Source organism: Aeromonas sp. MTB, from assembly GCF_056632455.1.
The window spans coordinates 1,733,344-1,749,983 of the sequence record NZ_CP147026.1; the positions used below are offsets into that span (position 1 = coordinate 1,733,344).

Sequence of the window (16,640 nt, forward strand, 5' to 3'; positions counted from 1 at the left end):
CCTCAAGGGGATGGATAAGATAGCGGCAGTAGAGGAGAGGGGTAATCATGCAGTCATTCAACTGGGTCGACATTGATGGCATCCGTTATAGCTGGGATGGGCAGGGGAACATTACCTGCGCAGGCCAGTTTGGCTATCAGGCCTCGATCGCGGGGGATCGGCTGGATGGGATGGAGATTGAGAATGAGGCCGGTGATGTAGCGGGCTCGCTCTATGTTGACTTCGCTACGGCCTCTATCACTTATGTGCCGGTCATGGATACCGAGTCTGCCCATAACATGATTCTGGTTGGCCATCATCAGGGGCAGCAGGAGTATCCGCTGGCCAGTTTTCACTCTCCGTTGTTGCAAGATTTGCTAGGGCCATCTGATACCATCCCTTGGTCTGCGATGGAGGAGGATAGTGGTGGCACCAATATCGGACAGGCGGTGCAAGGACACGTTCTGTCGTGGGACTCTTTCCATTTCGATGATGAGGTGTTGGTCTGTGGCGCGGCTCCTGCGCTGGATATGGCAAACCAGAGCCAGGATCCCGGCAGCATGGTCACCATTAGTCTCGATCTGACCAATCAGATACTGGATCAGATCCCCCCCTTGCACGATATATAAATCCCGTAGCTGCACGGGCATAATGGCCTCAATCTTTCCGATTGAGGTTTTTTCTATGTGGCGTCCCCTTCTTACTCTTTCCGCTCTGGTTGTCAGTGCTCCGCTGCTGGCGATTGAAGTGCCGCAAGCGCCCCATCTGGTGGTGAGCGGTTATGCCGAGCAGAAGACCGAACCCGATATGCTCACCCTCAATGTGGCGGTGAGTGCACTGGATAAGCAGGGCCTCAAGGCCAAGCAGCAGGTCGATACCAAGGTCGCAGCCTTTTTCAGCCAACTGGAAGGGCTGGGAATAAAGCGCAGCGATGTTGAGGCTGGCAACCTGATGGTCTCTCCGGAATATCAGTATGGCGAGAACAAGAAGCCGGTATTGCTGGGATACCGTGCCCAGCGGCAATTGGCGGTCAAACTCTATCAACTGGATAAATTGAGCCCCCTGATGGATACCGCCCTCAAAGCCGGGCTGGAGTCTGTATCCCAGATTGAGTACGGGTTGAAGTCGCCGCAGGTCATCAAGGAGCAGGCCCGTTTGAAAGCAGTTGAGGATGCCAAAACCAAGGCTGAATCTCTGGCCAAGGCGTTCGGTATGAAGCTTGGCAAGGTCTACAGTGTGGAGTACCGCAATGCTTCGCCCATTACCGCCTACAGCCGCAACCTGAAGGTGGTGCAGGCCATGGCGATGGCTGCTCCCGCGCCGGATATGGCGGACAACAGCTATCAACAACAACAGATCACGGTAAGTGATAATATCGAGGCTGTTTTCTTGCTGGAGTGATGCCCGTCGTTTAAGTCCAGTCATGAACAACCCCGCCATTTGCTGCGGGGTTTTTATTGCGCATCGAGCATGTCTAGTCCTGAAATAGGTTTACACATTTTCAACTAGCATTTTTCTACTCAGAATCCCCTATGTACCGCATCGGGGGTTCTGTATTTCAACGCATGATGCGGCCGCTCCGCGTTGTAAATATCCACTGCTTCACGCACCATTTCCCGCGCTTGCGTCAAATCCTGCGGGCTTTGCAACAATAACTCTCCTTTCAAAATCCCGTTCACCCGCTCCGCCAACGCATTCTGATAACAGTCATACCCATCCGTCATCGAGCACTTCACCCCGTACCGTTCATGTAATGACTGATACAGCCCCGAGCAATACTGCACGCCGCGGTCCGAGTGATGGATTAGCTCCCCGCTGCCACGCCGTTGCTTCAGGGCTTTCTTGAACGCCATCGCAACCGACTCGGCGTGCATCCCTTCGTGCACGTGATGGCCCACTATCTTGCGTGAGTAGGTATCCGTCACCAGGCTCAGGTACAGCGGCCCGCTCCTGGCGGGCAGATAGGTGATATCTGCGACCCAGACCTGCTCCGGGGCCACCGGCGTAACCTGCTCTGGCCCCGCCTTGAGCAAGTTGGGATGACGGTAGAAACGGTGAAAACTGTGGGTGGTCTTGTGATACGCCCGTCTGGGTGGCACCAGCAGGCGGTGCTCGGTCAATATCCGAAACAGCCTGTCCCGCCCGACCTTGAGCCCGCCATCATCCTGACCCTGCAGCAGATAATGCAGCTTGCGCGTGCCCACCCGAGGTTGTCGCAGTCGAACCTGACGCACGAAGCGCACCACCTGCAATCCTTGTGCATGGCGCTCGTCGGCGACCCGATTGCGCTTGTAGTAAGCCTGCCGGCTTATCCCCAGAAACAGGCAAGCCCTGACAATGGTCAGCCTCTCGACTTGCCGCTGCGAGAGGACTTGCCGGGTCGCTTTTTTATGATGGAGACGCCGTAGTCATTCTTCAGTACATCGACGACGGCCTCAAAAAACTGGGCCTTCTGACTCATCAGCGCCAGCTGTTGCGCGAGTTCCTTGATGCGCTGTTCGGGTGTCTGGTTGTCGGGGTCAGGCATGGTGATGCTCCTGCCGGCACGCACAGAAGCCCCTGGCTCCAATCTTGTCGACCATGTTTACGCAACCATACCAGAACGGTGGAGCGGCCCTGAATGCCATAACGCACCTGAGCCTGTTTGTAGGTGAGCTCGCCTTTTTCAATCTGCTCGACCAGTGCCAGTTTAAAAGTCAGCGAGTAATCGCGCAGTGTCCGTTTCACACCTTGTCCCATCGGGTTCTCCATTTATTGGGGGGAAAGGTGTAAACCATATTCAGGACGGGACAGCAGATATAAAAAAGCCGACGCTCGTGTTTACTTAATCGAGTGTCGGCTTTTTGTTGAGCTGGGTTTATCAGGCGGTCACAGCATCAGCTTTGGTCGCTTCCGGCGCCGGGTTGCGGATGAGGTAATCAAACGCACCCAGTGCGGCGGTGGCGCCAGCACCCATGGAGATGATGATCTGCTTGAACGGTACCGTGGTGGCATCCCCTGCGGCGTAGACGCCGGGCAGGGAGGTCGCCCCTTTGGTATCGATCTCGATCTCGCCAAAGCGGGTCAGGGCAATCTCGCTCCCTTTCAGGAACTCGGTGTTCGGTACCAGGCCGATCTGGACGAAGATACCCGCCACCGCCAGGTGCTTGATCTCGCCGGTGGTGCGATCTTCGTAATCCATACCGACCACCTTGCTGCCATCACCGATCACTTCGGTAGTGCGAGCGCTCATGATGATGTCGATATTGCCCATGGAGCGAGCCTTCTTCTGCAGCACTTCATCGGCACGCAGGGTGTCGGCGAACTCCACCACAGTCACATGCTCGACGATGCCAGCCAAGTCGATCGCAGCCTCGATGCCGGAGTTACCGCCTCCGATCACCGCTACTCGCTTGCCCTTGAAAAAGGGACCATCGCAGTGCGGGCAGTAGGCCACGCCCTTGGTGCGGTACTCAAGCTCGCCCGGTACGTTCAGATCACGCCAGCGGGCACCGGTCGCCAGGATCACGGCACGGCTCTTCAAGGTGGCGCCAGAGGCGAGATCCACGTTCACATACCCATCTTTGCTGATGGCGGCGGCACGCTGTTCGGTGATCACTTCCACGCCGTATTCTTTGACGTGCTGCTCCAGGCTGGCGGCCAGTTTGGGGCCTTCGGTATAGGGCACTGAGATAAAGTTCTCGATGCCGACGGTGTCCATCACCTGACCACCGAAACGCTCGGCAACGATGGCAGTGCGAATGCCTTTACGAGCGGCATAGATGGCCGCTGCGGCGCCAGCCGGGCCACCGCCTACCACCAGTACGTCGTAGGGCGCTTTCTCATTCAGCTCGGCGGCCTTGCGCTCGGCGGCACCGGTGTCGAGTTTGGCGACGATCTCTTCCAGCGAGATCCGGCCCTGGCTGAACGGTTGACCGTTCAGGTAAACATTCGGTACCGCCATGATTTGACGCTCGGCAACTTCTTCCTGGAACAGGGCGCCGTCGATCATGGTGTGAGTGATGCCGGGGTTCAGGGTCGCCATCAGGTTGAGGGCCTGTACTACGTCCGGGCAGTTGTGGCAGGAGAGGGAGATATAGGTCTCGAAGTGGAACTCACCCTTGAGATTGCGGATCTGCTCCTGCACGGCCGCATCGGCCTTGGAGGGGTGGCCGCCGCTTTGCAGCAGGGCGAGCACCAGAGAGGTAAATTCATGACCCATGGGGATGCCGGCAAAGTGAACGCGCGGGGCTTGGCCCTGCGGCGCGACACTCATGGAAGGCTTGCGAGCGGCAGTGCCAGAGGTCTGGGTGATCTTGGGGGACATCTCGGCGATCTCGCTGGCCAGTGCCAGCAGCTCTGCAGATTTGTCGCTGTCGTTGCCGGACACGCTGATCTCGATGGGATTGACGATGTACTGCAGATAGGTGTTCAGCTGTTGTTTGAGGTTGGTATCCAACATCTTCGAATTCCTTCTTGTGATTGCGGGTCGGCGTGAGATGTAAGCCGTAAAGCAGACCGGCGCCTTTGCTTGGGGCCGGAAACAAAACCGGCCCTTATACGGGCCGGTCTTGGAAGCGGGAGGCTTAGATCTTGCCTACCAGGTCCAGGGACGGGGCCAGAGTGGCTTCGCCTTCTTTCCATTTAGCCGGGCACACTTCACCCGGGTGGGAAGCAACATACTGGGCCGCTTTGACTTTGCGCAGCAGTTCCAGTGCGTCACGGCCGATGCCGCCAGCATTGATCTCGACGATCTGGATGATGCCCTGCGGGTCAATTACGAAGGTACCGCGGTCAGCCAGACCAGCTTCTTCGATCATCACGCCGAAGTTGCGGGTGATGGTACCAGTCGGGTCACCAATCATCGGGTACTGGATCTTCTGAATGGTGTCAGAAGTGTCGTGCCATGCTTTGTGAGTGAAGTGGGTATCGGTAGAGACAGAGTAGATCTCGACGCCCAGCTTCTGGAATTCAGCGTAGTTGTCAGCCAGGTCGCCCAGCTCGGTCGGGCAAACGAAGGTGAAGTCAGCCGGGTAGAAGAAGACCACGGACCACTTGCCTTTCAGGTCAGCGTCAGACACCTGAACGAATTTGCCATTGTGGTAGGCGGTAGCATTGAACGGCTTGATTTCAGTGTTGATGTAGGTAGACATGTAATTGCTCCTTGGTGATGTACATATGCCGGTCTGGTGTTGAAGAGTCTTGCCAGACGAGGCGCTTAACTTTCGATGGATTCATCATAGGGGCTTCCGCTAATCGATAAAAGCCGCAATTTTGAATCGCTTAAATCTACTTATTAGATAGCTCACTATGGCTGTACCTAACATGAATATCTCTGGCCTACTGAGATAACTCCTTGTCGTGGTTCAATATCTGTGCGCTACATCGCCTTTTCAAGGCATAAGAAGGGGTGTGCAGAGCCACGATGACGCGATGAGATAAACGGTGGTGCAAACAGGTGGCGAGGAGGTTGAGACCGTTCCTCGCAGCGATGGGGGATGTGCTGACAAGGGGGAGAGCAGAAAACGCGGATAAAAAAATCCCGGCGCTATCGCAACGACAGGGCCGGGTCATCAAACAAGGAATGGCTATATAAACAAATGCTTTACAGCAAAGACTAACTACGGGGTGTGCAAACTTGCAGACATATGAGAGGAAGATAATGGGTGCACAATCCCTCGTCTCCCCCTCGGCAACTATTGCATGAGAGGGATGATAGTGTGACGCAGATCACAAGGCAAGCATTTGGTGTAATTTTTCAATCAAAATGAAAGTGTTTCATCATTTCAGCTTGTTTTGACGGCTGAAAACGCTTTTATTGTAATTTAATTACAGCTAAATCTGTCAAAAGTCGGTAGGTGGTTCCTGCTCTTCCATCAATTCCAGCAGGTTGATGGCCACGGAAATAAAGTCCGACTCGGTGACAATGCCGATCAGCTTGCGTCCTTTGAGTACCGGCAGGCAGCCATATCTGTGGCGCTGCAGGTAGAGTGCTGCCTCCTTGATGCCGGCGTGAGGATCTACGCTCGCCACTTGCCGTGTCATGATCTCGTCGAGTTGCACGCTGTCGGTAAATTCTGCTTCCCGCTCCGGGCTGATGAGCAGCAGCTTGGATTCCCGGGTGGCAAGGATATCGGTGAGGGTTACCAACCCCAGCAGGTGATGCTGCTCGTCGACGATGGGAATGTGGCGGATCCGCTCCTGCTGCATCAGGTCCATCGCCTGTTTGACACTGTTTGACGGACCCAGAGTGAAGGGATGTTCGGTCATGATTTCGGATAGGGTCATCATGGTGGGCCTCCTTGTGTATCTGCTTTCACCCTAGCCCAGCCCCAACTGGCAAAACATGATCAGGGTCAATACAGAACATTAAAGAATCATTAACCGGAGGTGTGTCTCAATATTGCTCGCTACCCCTTGTCTCTCTTGGGTTTTTGGTCTTTTGGGTTGCCTTGGAAGATGGGGATAACTAGACTAGCCGCCGATTCCCCCCGAGGTGAAAGATGCAAGTATCCGATTTTCATTTTGATCTGCCAGACGAGCTGATTGCCCGCTATCCGATGGCAGAGCGTACCGCCAGCCGCCTGTTGCAGCTCGATGGTCAGACTGGCGCCCTGCGCCACGGTCAATTTGTGGATGTGCTGGATCAGCTCAATCCGGGTGACCTGCTGGTATTCAATAACACCCGTGTCATTCCGGCGCGCATGTTTGGCCAGAAGGCCAGCGGCGGCAAGCTGGAGGTACTGGTCGAGCGCATTCTGGACGAGCACAGCGTGCTGGCCCATGTCCGTGCCTCCAAGGCGCCCAAGCCCGGCACCCGGATGATCATGGATGGTGGCGTTGAAGCCGAGATGCGCGCCCGCCACGACGCTCTGTTCGAGATCCACTTCCTCGACCCGCGTCCGGTGCTGGAAATTTTGGAGGCCATCGGCCACATGCCGCTGCCCCCCTATATCGACCGTCCCGACGAGGATGCCGACAAGGAGCGCTACCAGACCGTTTACAATCAAAAGCCGGGCGCCGTCGCCGCGCCGACCGCCGGCCTGCACTTTGATGAGCCGCTGCTTGAGAAAATTCGGGCCAAAGGGGTTGAAACGGCCTTCGTCACCCTGCATGTAGGGGCGGGGACCTTCCAGCCGGTGCGGGTTGAGAAGATTGAAGATCACCACATGCACTCCGAGTATGCGGAAGTGCCGCAAGAGGTGGTAGATGCCATCGCGGCCACCCGTGCCCGTGGTGGTCGGGTGATTGCCGTTGGCACCACCTCGGTCCGTTCGCTGGAGAGCGCGGCCAAGGTCACCCTGGCGCAGGGCAAACCGCTGGCGCCCTTCTTTAGTGACACCGATATCTTCATCTTCCCTGGTTACAAGTTCCAGATTGTCGATGCCATGGTCACCAACTTCCATCTGCCGGAGTCGACCCTGATCATGCTGGTCAGCGCCTTTGCCGGTTATGACAACGTGATGGCGGCCTATCAGGCAGCCGTGGCCGGGCAGTACCGTTTCTTCAGCTACGGGGACGCCATGTTCGTCACCCGTCGCCAGGTTGAAGCATAAGCTTCAGCTTATTTACCGGGCCGTGCGCGGCCCTCCTATTGTCAGACTGTTTATCTGACGCAGCCGAGGTAGCAATGAAATTTGAACTGAAAACCACCGACGGCCGTGCCCGTCGCGGTCAACTGGTCTTCGAACGTGGTGTGGTACAAACACCGGCCTTTATGCCGGTCGGGACTTACGGCACCGTCAAGGGGATGACCCCGGAAGAAGTGCGTGAAACCGGCGCCGAGATCCTGCTGGGTAACACCTTCCACCTCTGGCTACGTCCGGGTCAGGAAGTGATGCGTGCCCACGGCGATCTGCATGACTTCATGAACTGGCAGGGCCCGATCCTGACCGACTCCGGTGGTTTCCAGGTGTTCAGCCTGGGACATATTCGCAAGATCACCGAAGCGGGCGTCCACTTCCGTCACCCCATCAATGGCGAGAAGATCTTCCTCGACCCCGAGAAGTCCATGGAGATCCAGTACGATCTGGGCTCCGACATCGTGATGATCTTCGACGAGTGCACCCCGTACCCGGCCACTTATGAAGAAGCGCGCAAGTCCATGGAGATGTCCCTGCGCTGGGGCAAGCGTTCCCGCGACAAGTTTGATGCGCTGGGCAACAAGAATGCCCTGTTCGGCATCATTCAGGGCTCGGTCTACGAAGATCTGCGGGATGTCTCCCTCAAGGGGCTGCTGGAGATCGGTTTCGACGGTTATGCGGTCGGTGGTCTGGCCGTGGGCGAACCCAAAGAGGACATGCACCGCATCCTCGAGCACGTCTGCCCGAAAATTCCGGCTGACAAGCCGCGCTACCTGATGGGTGTCGGCAAGCCGGAAGATCTGGTGGAAGGGGTGCGCCGTGGTATCGACATGTTCGACTGCGTCATGCCGACCCGCAACGCCCGCAACGGCCACCTGTTCACCACCGATGGCGTGGTGAAGATCCGCAATGCCCAGCACCGCAACGACACCAGCACCCTGGATGCCGAGTGCGATTGCTACACCTGCAAGAACTACAGCCGTAGCTACCTGCACCATCTGGACAAGTGCAACGAGATCCTCGGTGCCCGTCTGAATACGATTCATAACCTGCGTTACTACCAGCGTGTGATGCAGGGTTTGCGGGACGCGATCGAGCAGGGTAAATTAGACGACTTTGTAACAGAGTTTTACCGTCGGCAAGGGAAGCCTGTGCCTCCGTTAGCTGAAAATGACGTTAAATAACAACAACATATAATTTTGTTTTTTTAAATCTACATCAATAAGAGGTTGTTAAATGAGCATTATCTCCAAGGCGTATGCAGAAGGCGCAGCACCGGGTGCACAGGGTGGTGGTATGGAAATGATCATCATGCTGGCCGTATTCGGCCTGATCTTCTACTTCATGATCTATCGTCCCCAGGCCAAGCGTGCCAAGGATCATCGCAATCTGATGAGCTCCTTGTCCAAGGGTGATGAAGTGCTCACTTCCGGTGGCCTGGTTGGCAAAATTGCCAAAGTGGCTGCAGACAGCGATTACCTGGTGATCGCCCTGAACGACCAGACTCAAGTCACCATCAAAAAGGACTTCGTCTCTGCCGTTCTGCCCAAGGGTTCTATCCAGTCCCTTTAATCTCCCAAGGAGCACAGCGTGTTGAATCGCTATCCGCTGTGGAAATACCTGATGGTGATCCTGGTGATCGCCATCGGTTTTCTATATGCAGCCCCCAATCTTTACGGCGAAGATCCGGCTTTGCAGGTTTCTGCCAGCCGTGGTGCCGAAGTCAAGCTAGATACTCTTGATCTGGTTAAAGAGACCCTTGAAGCGGCCAAGATCCCGGTCAAACATGCTGCATTCGAGCACGGTTTTATCCTGATCCGTTTCAAGAACACCGAAGACCAGCTGAAGGCGCGCGATATCGTTGCCAACAAGCTGGGCGACAACTTCATTACCGCACTCAACCTGGCACCTTCCACTCCCGCCTGGCTCGAAGCCATCGGTGCGGCGCCTCTGAAGCTGGGTCTTGATCTGCGCGGTGGTGTGCACTTCCTGATGGAAGTGGACATGGCCGAAGCACTGACCAAGCAGCAAGAGCAGATGGTGCAGGATTTCCGCTCCGAGCTGCGCACCCAGAAGATCCGTTACTCCGGCGTACGCCGGGTCGGAGATCAGGTGCAGGTGATCTTCCGTGACGAAGCCGATCAGGAACGCGCCGTTTCTCATCTGCGTCGTCAGAACCCTGATTTGACCTTCACTACCGAGCAGAAAGGGGATGAGTTCATCCTGCTGGCTGGTCTGAGCGAAGCCAAGATCAAGGAAGTGAAGAAGTACGCCCTCGAGCAGAACATCACCATCATCCGTAACCGGGTCAACGAACTGGGCGTGGCCGAGCCGCTGGTACAACAGCAAGGCGCCGAGCGCATTGTCGTTGAACTGCCCGGTATTCAGGATACCGCCCGTGCCAAGGAGATCCTCGGTGCGACCGCGACCCTGGAGTTCCACATGGTCGATGAGACTGCCGACATCCAGGCTGCGGCCGACGGCCGTGTCCCGCCCAGCTCCAAGGTCTATAACGATCGCAACGGTCGTCCCGTGGTGCTGCAAAAGCGGGTGATCCTGACCGGTGACCACATCGTGGGTGCCCAGTCCGGTTTCGACGAGTACAGCCGTCCCCAGGTCAACATCAAGCTGGATGGCCAGGGTGGCAACAAGATGGCCAACTTTACCAAGGACAACGTCGGTAAAGGGATGGCGACCGTCTTCATCGAGTACAAGCCGGTCGGTCAACCTGGTCCGGATGGCAAGCGCAAGTTCCGCAAGCAGGAGGAGGTGATCAACGTCGCCACCATCCAGTCGCGTCTTGGCAGCCAGTTCCGTATCACAGGTATCGACAACGCCAACGAAGCCCACAACCTGGCGCTGCTGCTGCGTGCCGGTGCCCTGATCGCCCCGATCCAGATCGTGGAAGAGCGCACCATTGGCCCGAGCCTGGGTCAACAGAACATCGACAGCGGTATGGAAGCCATCGGCTGGGCCATGCTGGTGATCGTGCTGTTCATGGGGATCTACTACCGCGCGTTCGGCTGGGTTGCCAACTTGGCGCTCTGTATGAACCTGGTGTTGATTGTCGGCATCATGTCGATGATTCCGGGGGCCACCATGACATTGCCGGGTATCGCCGGTATCGTCTTGACGCTGGGTATGGCGGTGGATGCCAACGTGCTGATCTACGAGCGTATTCGTGAAGAGATCCGCAACGGTCGGGGTGTTCAGCAAGCCATCCATCTGGGCTTTGATCGGGCATTCTCCACCATCGCCGACTCCAACGTGACCTCGCTGATCACCTGCGTGATCCTGTTCGGTATCGGCACCGGCGCCATCAAGGGCTTTGCCCTGACGCTGGGCATTGGTCTGACCGCCTCCATGTTTACTGCCATCACAGTTTCCCGTGCCATTATCAACCTGGCTTGGGGTGGACGGCGTATCGACAAGCTGCCCATCTGAGGATAGAGAGATGTTTCAGATTCTACATTTTGAAAAACCGATCCCGTTTATGCGCTATGCCAAGCCGGGTGTGGTTTTCTCTTCCGTGCTGATGGTGGTAGCCCTGTTCTTCCTGTTTGATCGGGGCCTGAACTGGGGTCTGGACTTTACCGGTGGTACCACTATCGAGGTGGGGTTCCAGCAGTCGGTGAGCCTGGACAAGATCCACGACGCTCTGGAAGAGCAGAAGATTGAAGGGGCAACCCTGCAACACTTTGGCTCCAGCCGTGATGTGCTGTTCCGCCTGACCCCGAAAGAGGGGGTCAAGGTAGAACAACAGGGTAACGAAGTGCTGGCGGCGGCCAAGCAGCTCGACGAGGGCGCAGTGCTCAAACGCGTCGAGTTCGTCGGCCCTTCCGTGGGTGATGAACTGGCGACAGACGGTGCGCTGGCGATGCTGGCCTCTATCCTCTGTATCCTGGCCTACGTGGCAGTGCGTTTCGAATGGCGTCTGGCGCTGGGGGGCATTCTCTCCCTGGTGCACGACGTGGTGATCACGCTGGGTGTCTTTGCCTACTTCCAGTACGAGTTCGACCTGACAGTACTGGCGGCGCTAATGACCCTGGTGGGTTACTCCCTTAACGATACTATCGTGGTGTTCGACCGCTTGCGGGAGAACTTCCGCAAGGTGCGTAAAGGGGATACCGAGTACATTCTGGATCTCTCCATGACCGAGACCCTGAGTCGTACCATCATCACCTCCGGCCTTACCTTTATCGTGGTGCTGGCGCTGCTGCTCAAGGGCGGTGCGCTGATCCACGGTTTTGCCGTGGCCATGGTGATCGGTGTGGCGTTCGGTACCTACTCCTCCATCTATGTGGCGAGTGCGTTTGCCATGTTCCTCGGCGTCAAGCGCGAGCACATGCTGCCCACCCAGGTAGAGAAAGAGGGTGCGGACCAACAGGAAATCCTGCCGTAACAGTGAAGAGCGCCTCATGGCGCTCTTTTCTTATCTCTGCGTGTCGTTTGCTGACGCACATGATTTAAACAACAGGAGTTTGTCATGCATCACAATCCCCGTTTTTTGGCGCTGGTTGACGGGATCCGCTCCCGCATCACCGAAACCGATGTTCACCAGATCAAGCGCTGGCAGGACGAAGGGCGCACGTTTCACCTGATCGACGTGCGGGAAGAGAGCGAGTGGGCCAAAGGCCATCTGCCCGGTGCCCGATATCTGGGTCGTGGCGTGATTGAGCGGGATATCGAGACCCAGTTCCCGGATCTCGAGACCGAGCTCTACCTCTATTGTGGTGGTGGTTTTCGCTCAATTCTGGCGGCGGACAACCTGCAACAGATGGGTTATCGCAAGGTGATCAGCGTCGACGGCGGGTTTCGCGGTTGGTGTGATGCCGGATACCCTGTCGAATCCTGATTTATTTGAGGTAGAGGGGCACAGCTACATGACAAAGCGGCAGTTGACCTTTACCATATGCGGGGTCAAGCGTAAGCGTCGGAGTGTTCATTGAACGTCAGGAAAGGGATTGGATACCTCCTCGGTATCCTGTTGTTGCTTCCCATGTGGGGTTGCAGCAGTAGCAGTCAGGTTAACACCCCCAAGGTTCCCAAGCCGCAGCCTGCTTCACTGGTGTTGGCGACCCCCCTGCAGGTCTCCTACCAGAGTGAGCTGGCGCTCGCCCGACTCGGGCAGATGCTCAGTGAAATGGAACTGACCACCGAGCAACGGGCAGAGTTGTTCTATGAGCGTGCCGTGGTGTTTGATCGGGTTGGTCTGCGTTCCCTCGCGCGGCTCGATTTCAACCGTGCCCTGCGGGAGAAACCGGATTTCGCCGAAGCCTACAACTTCATCGGCGTCTATCTGGTACAGCAGCAGAATTACGACGAAGCCTATGATGCCTTCGATTCCGCCCTCGAACTGGCGCCGGACTATGACTATGCCTATCTCAACCGTGGCATCGCCCTCTATTACGGCAACCGTCCCGAACTGGCCGCGGCCGATATGAAGCGTTTCTACGAGGCGCAGCCGGAAGACCCCTATCGGGTGATCTGGCTCTATCTGGCTGAGCAGAAACTCGACCCGTCGGCCGCCATGAGCCGGATGCGCGAGCGTCTCAACAAGTACGATGACGACGCCTGGAACTGGGATCTGGTTCGCCTCTATACCGGCGAGATCAACGCTTCCCAGCTGATGGGCAACGTGGTGAAAGGGGTGAAGGATAACCGGGAGCTTGCCGAGCGCCTGTGTGAAACCTACTTCTATCTGGGCAAGTTCGAGTTGGGCAAAGGCAACCGCAAGGAAGCCATCAGCTACTTCAAGTTGGCCTTATCCAACAACGTCTATGACTTTATCGAGCACCGCTATGCGCTGCTGGAGCTGGAGTTGATGGCGCGCAAACCCTTGCCGCCAGGTGCCCAGAGCGCTCGTAACAAGGGGGATCAGCCCTCCTGATCCACTGCCAGATAGTGGTAAAAAAGGCCTCGCGATGAGGCCTTTTTGTTGGGCGAATGGCGGGTTTACTCCACCAGGCTCATACCGGGGATCTGGCGCCAGTAGCCGTTGCAGTCGCTTCCTTGCTGCAAGGGGAGGGGAGCCTGGCCCTGCCGGTTGGCTTTGAAGCGGGCCAGCATCTCCAGCGTCTCCATCCCTTGCGGCGAAAGCCTGACCACATCTACCAGACCTTCCATACCAGCCAGCTCGTTACCCAAGTTGTAGCAGTAGCCGGACTGGGTCTGGATCCCGTTGAGATTGAACACCCGCTGCCCCTCGCGGCTGTTGGCCAGTCGTCCGGTGGGGTAGTTGATGCAGGCGAGCTCGCAGTTGTCTTTCGGTTTGTCGAGGGAGCGGGCGGTGAAGCAGCGCGCCGAGTAGGCGAGCGGCAGATGGCCGTAGGCAAACACCTCCACCTCAAATTGGTCGCGCAGGGAGCCCAGATCCTGATTGAGCTGGATCAGCCAGTCACGGGAGAGCTCCACCGGCATGACCCAGCGTTTCATCCCCTGTTTGAGCAACATGCGCAGCACATCGGCGTTATAGGCGTTGATGGCGGGACCACAGACGAAGGGGATCCCAGCCTCCCAGGCGAGTTGCACCGTACCGAGATCGTTGGCTTCGACCATAAGATCGCCATTGTCGACCAGCCGCTTCACCTCCTTGAGCTCGGAAGGGGCGGAGATAAGGGCGAGGGTCGAGAGCACCACCTGCCTGCCGGAGCTGGCCACCTGACGGGCCAGCGCAATCCAGTCATCGACTTTGAGTTCGCGCCGCTTGCTGCAGACGGTCTCCCCCAGATAGATGATGTCGGCCTGACTGTCGGCGGCGGCATGGTAAAAGGCTTCGGTATCGGCTTTGGGCCAGTAGAAGAGCAGAGCCGAGAGAAAATTGCATGGGTGGACTCCTTATTGCCACTGACGATGGTAGGCGCCGAGGGTAGTCTGGCTACCTTCGGAGACGCGGGCGAGCTGGGCATCCCACTCAGCTTTGACCTGATAAGCTTCGGGATTGGCCTGATAGGCATCGATGGCTGCACGCCAGACCCGGGTCACCTGCTCCACATAGGCGGGGCTGCGCTGGCGCCCTTCAATCTTGACCGACTGGATCCCGGTCTTGAACAGCTCGGGCAGGAGACCCAGAGTGTTGAGACTGGTCGGCTCTTCCAGCGCGTGGTAGGTCTGCCCATCCACGTCGAAACGCCCCTTGCACAGGGTCGGATAGCCAGCATTTTCGCCCGGGCCATAGCGGTCGATCAGCACCTCGTTGAGCCGCGACTCAAGGCCGTTCGGGGTCTCTTCCCAACGGACGAACTTGGCCGGTGAGCAGGCGCCGACGGTGTTGGGACTCTCGCCAGTCATGTAGGAGGAGAGATAGCAGCGCCCCTCGGCCATAATGCAGAGGCTGCCAAAGGCGAATACCTCAAGGCCAACATCGGTCTCGCGGGCCAGCTGCTTGACCTGATGCATGGAGAGCACCCGGGGCAGCACCACCCGTGTGACATTGAATTGCTGCTGATAGAAGCGAATGGCGGCGGCATTGGTGGCGCTGGCCTGCACCGAGACATGGAGTTCCATCTCGGGGTAGTGGCGGCTGGCATATTCCAGCACTGCGAGATCGGCGATGATTAACGCATCGGCGCCGAGGGCCACCCCGCGATCAACCGCCTGTTTCCATCGAGTATCGGCCCCGGGATGGGCAAAGGTATTGATGGCAATATGCAGCTTGCGACCATGTTGATGCACATAATCCACCGCCTTCTCCAGTTTGCTGTCGGTAAAGTTGAGACCGGCAAAGTGGCGGGCATTGGTGTCATCCTTGAAACCGATATAAACGGCATCGGCCCCGTTATCCACGGCGGTTTTCAGTGCCGGCAAACTGCCTGCCGGACAGAGTAATTCCATTGGTACGCTCCGAGAGTGCATATGAAGGGCAAACGAGCCCTGATTGTATGCAGCCATGCACTCCCGCTTTTTGACCTGAGGCAGCTTTGTGTGGCTTTACCCTTCTTGAGGTAACCCTGCACAAGTTTGATTTCCAACAGGATCTTGCCACTCTCCCTGTGTTTGAATGCGCAAAAAAGGGAGTCTATCGTGTTTCAACAACTGCAACGCCGCCTGGTCGAACAGGCTCCGCGCTTCTTGCGCCATCCCCTCAAGCTGGTTCCGTTCAATCTGCAAAAGCAGCTGATGGAGAGTTTGCTGGCCCGGGTTTTCAAAGAGGCTATCGAAGATGGTGATTTCGAGTTTCTGGCAGACAAGTGGCTGAAAGTCGAAGTCTCTGATCTGGAGCTGTGCTGGTTTATCAGTGAGCAGAATGGCCAGCTGGTGGTGGCTCGCGAGTGTGACAAGGCCGATGTCTGCTTCAGCGGTACCGCCAACGACCTGATCCTGATTGCCGGTCGCAAAGAGGATCCGGATTCGCTTTTTTTCCAGCGCAAGCTGAAGATAGAAGGGGATACCGAACTGGGCCTTGAGGTGAAAAACTTGATGGACAGTCTGGATCTCGATGGTTTGCCAAGCCTGATGAAGTATCCCCTGATGGATCTGGCGACGTTTATCGAACGCGCCCGTACCGAGTCAGCGCAGGTTCCGGTGCAGACGGCGCCGGGCGGGATCCCGTCTTAAGTGGACAATCACCCCATGGGCATGGCGACGATAATGGTGCCGTGCCCAGAGGCAACGACAGGCCCACAGACAGGGCACCAAGGCGATGAGTGCCGCAGGGGCGGGCAGCTGTGACATGGCCAGCCCCGCAGCCAGCCAGATGAAGGGCAGCGCTTCATACAGCCACTCCGGCTGCAGCCAGCGTTTGCTCGGAAAGATAATCAGATCGGTACGCCGGTAGCTGGAGCGCATCATCCAGGTCACCGCTCCGGCGATAAACAGCAAGGCGCCTGCAAACCAGAGCAGGGGCTGTTCACTCAACGTAATAATGGCAATGGCTGCCAGCAGGTAGAGGCTGGGCAATCTCTCATAGATAAAGGGAGGAAGCATGGCGCGGTGTCTCCTGTGCCGTTTATCGGATATCCATCAAGTTTAGTCCCCCCCTCTCACTTCCCTCATGCTGGTTTGTTATACAAACGGGTGGTTTTGTTCTGAAATGGCTCGGCTTTTACGGTGCCAACATCGTGTTCTCTTATGTTACAATTGCGCGCCATTTTTGACTGA

15 protein-coding genes and 2 pseudogenes are annotated in these 16,640 nt (G+C 57.0%); 10 read left to right on the forward strand and 7 right to left on the reverse strand.

From position 1 onward, the window contains the following. The first annotated feature begins 47 nt into the window (after window positions 1–47). The gene (locus WBR25_RS07975; RefSeq protein WP_103251717.1) at window positions 48–608 is read left to right on the forward strand and encodes a hypothetical protein; all 561 of its coding nucleotides are present in this window, start codon (window positions 48–50) and stop codon (window positions 606–608) included. Between the two features lie 55 nt (window positions 609–663). After that, entirely contained in the window at window positions 664–1,380 is a 717-nt protein-coding gene (locus WBR25_RS07980) for an SIMPL domain-containing protein (RefSeq protein ID WP_181281650.1), read from the forward strand. Window positions 1,381–1,499: 119 nt separating this feature from the next. Here the strand turns inward: WBR25_RS07980 and WBR25_RS07985 are convergent. The 4 genes and pseudogenes from WBR25_RS07985 to WBR25_RS08000 all read right to left on the reverse strand — a co-directional run bounded on the left by WBR25_RS07985 (window position 1,500) and on the right by WBR25_RS08000 (window position 6,249). Then, a pseudogene (locus WBR25_RS07985) lies at window positions 1,500–2,718 on the reverse strand (IS3 family transposase). A 121-nt stretch (window positions 2,719–2,839) separates the two neighbouring features. Then, complete coding sequence (gene ahpF, locus WBR25_RS07990) at window positions 2,840–4,420, reverse strand: alkyl hydroperoxide reductase subunit F (RefSeq protein WP_103251715.1); 1,581 nt, start codon at window positions 4,418–4,420, stop codon at window positions 2,840–2,842. A gap of 124 nt (window positions 4,421–4,544) precedes the next feature. After that, entirely contained in the window at window positions 4,545–5,111 is a 567-nt protein-coding gene (gene ahpC / locus WBR25_RS07995) for an alkyl hydroperoxide reductase subunit C (protein WP_005337335.1), read from the reverse strand. Between the two features lie 691 nt (window positions 5,112–5,802). Next, window positions 5,803–6,249 (reverse strand): CBS domain-containing protein, encoded by a 447-nt coding sequence (locus WBR25_RS08000; protein WP_005337333.1) that lies wholly within the window; start codon window positions 6,247–6,249, stop codon window positions 5,803–5,805. Between the two features lie 212 nt (window positions 6,250–6,461). On the opposite strand from WBR25_RS08000, the gene queA reads away from it, so the two are divergent. The 7 genes from queA (at window position 6,462) to nlpI (ending at window position 13,431) form a co-directional block, all read left to right on the forward strand. Next, window positions 6,462–7,514: a tRNA preQ1(34) S-adenosylmethionine ribosyltransferase-isomerase QueA gene (queA, locus tag WBR25_RS08005; RefSeq protein ID WP_021229691.1), complete on the forward strand. Its 1,053-nt coding sequence runs from the start codon at window positions 6,462–6,464 to the stop codon at window positions 7,512–7,514. A gap of 74 nt (window positions 7,515–7,588) precedes the next feature. Further along, complete coding sequence (gene tgt, locus WBR25_RS08010; RefSeq protein WP_106843941.1) at window positions 7,589–8,725, forward strand: tRNA guanosine(34) transglycosylase Tgt; 1,137 nt, start codon at window positions 7,589–7,591, stop codon at window positions 8,723–8,725. 52 nt (window positions 8,726–8,777) lie between these two features. Beyond that, window positions 8,778–9,113 (forward strand): preprotein translocase subunit YajC, encoded by a 336-nt coding sequence (gene yajC, locus WBR25_RS08015; protein WP_005337327.1) that lies wholly within the window; start codon window positions 8,778–8,780, stop codon window positions 9,111–9,113. Between the two features lie 18 nt (window positions 9,114–9,131). Further along, a complete protein-coding gene (secD, locus tag WBR25_RS08020; RefSeq protein ID WP_005337324.1) occupies window positions 9,132–10,985 on the forward strand; it encodes a protein translocase subunit SecD in 1,854 nt (617 codons plus the stop codon). A 10-nt stretch (window positions 10,986–10,995) separates the two neighbouring features. Further along, entirely contained in the window at window positions 10,996–11,943 is a 948-nt protein-coding gene (gene secF / locus WBR25_RS08025; RefSeq protein WP_005337322.1) for a protein translocase subunit SecF, read from the forward strand. An 84-nt stretch (window positions 11,944–12,027) separates the two neighbouring features. After that, complete coding sequence (locus WBR25_RS08030) at window positions 12,028–12,396, forward strand: rhodanese-like domain-containing protein (protein WP_019446086.1); 369 nt, start codon at window positions 12,028–12,030, stop codon at window positions 12,394–12,396. Window positions 12,397–12,486: 90 nt separating this feature from the next. Further along, entirely contained in the window at window positions 12,487–13,431 is a 945-nt protein-coding gene (nlpI, locus tag WBR25_RS08035) for a lipoprotein NlpI (protein WP_005351017.1), read from the forward strand. 65 nt (window positions 13,432–13,496) lie between these two features. Here the strand turns inward: nlpI and WBR25_RS08040 are convergent. Both WBR25_RS08040 and ubiU read right to left on the reverse strand, forming a co-directional pair. Beyond that, window positions 13,497–14,367 (reverse strand): annotated as a pseudogene (locus WBR25_RS08040) (U32 family peptidase). 11 nt (window positions 14,368–14,378) lie between these two features. Next, window positions 14,379–15,374 (reverse strand): ubiquinone anaerobic biosynthesis protein UbiU, encoded by a 996-nt coding sequence (gene ubiU / locus WBR25_RS08045; RefSeq protein ID WP_042080116.1) that lies wholly within the window; start codon window positions 15,372–15,374, stop codon window positions 14,379–14,381. Window positions 15,375–15,563: 189 nt separating this feature from the next. Here ubiU and ubiT point away from each other — a divergent pair, with 189 nt between their 5' ends. Then, on the forward strand, window positions 15,564–16,097 hold the full coding sequence (gene ubiT / locus WBR25_RS08050) for a ubiquinone anaerobic biosynthesis accessory factor UbiT (RefSeq protein ID WP_042080117.1): 534 nt from the start codon (window positions 15,564–15,566) through the stop codon (window positions 16,095–16,097). On the opposite strand, the gene WBR25_RS08055 is transcribed toward ubiT, so the two are convergent. Then, a complete protein-coding gene (locus WBR25_RS08055; RefSeq protein ID WP_279486962.1) occupies window positions 16,050–16,466 on the reverse strand; it encodes a hypothetical protein in 417 nt (138 codons plus the stop codon). The genes ubiT and WBR25_RS08055 overlap by 48 nt on opposite strands. Window positions 16,467–16,640 lie beyond the last annotated feature (174 nt).